We start from the raw sequence: 715 nt of genomic DNA, 5'->3' as shown, positions 1-715 counted from the left end.
ACCGGCACCATCGGCGGCGCCAATGTCAGCGCCACCGCCGGTAACCTGCTCAACCAGGGCCGCATCGTGTCCAGCGGCACCGTGGCGTTGCAGGCCAATCAGGACCTGCTCAACCTCGGCGGCCAGATCGCCGGCCGCGACGTGCTGCTCAGCGCCGGTCGCGACCTCACCAGCACCACCCGCGACGCCCTCGCCGGCGGCGACCTGCGTTCGGGCATCACTGCCGGCAACAACCTGCTGCTGCAGGCCGGCCGCGACCTCAGCCTCACCGGCACCACCGTGCAGGCCGGCAACAGCGCCGCGCTGCTGGCGGGCAACAACCTCACGCTGCAGCCGACCGCCCTGCGCAACGAGTCCGGCCTGACCCGCGGCGGCGATGGCACGAGCCTGACCGTCGGCAACAACCTGTCCCTGCAGGCCGGCAACGACCTGCAACTGCATGGCGTGGCGATCGCCGCCGGCGGCAACGCCGCGCTGCAGGCCGGCCACGACCTGTCGCTGACCCCGGTCGCCGATGCCAACGGCAAGGCCACGGTGCGCACCAGCATCGCCACCGGCGGCAGCCTGCAATTGGCCGCCGGCAACGACCTCACCATCCGCCAGGCCCAAGTGAAGGCCGATGGCAACCTGATCGCCGCGGCCGGGCATGATCTCAATGTCACGTCGGTGCTGGGCGACAGTCGCACCGTCACCGACCAGAGCCGCCAGGGCAAGA

General features: G+C 71.5%; 1 protein-coding gene. It reads left to right on the top strand.

Features of this window, described 5'->3' with window-relative positions; all coding sequences use genetic code 11:
* The coding region (locus tag D180_RS16085; protein ID WP_043091140.1) for a hemagglutinin repeat-containing protein at positions 1 to 715 on the top strand (715 nt) is incomplete at both ends.

The organism is Xanthomonas sp. SHU 166 (assembly GCF_000364685.1).
Taxonomy (GTDB): domain Bacteria; phylum Pseudomonadota; class Gammaproteobacteria; order Xanthomonadales; family Xanthomonadaceae; genus Xanthomonas_A; species Xanthomonas_A sontii.
Note: the sequence above shows the minus strand (reverse complement) of the source record. Positions and strands in the feature narration are given on the sequence as shown.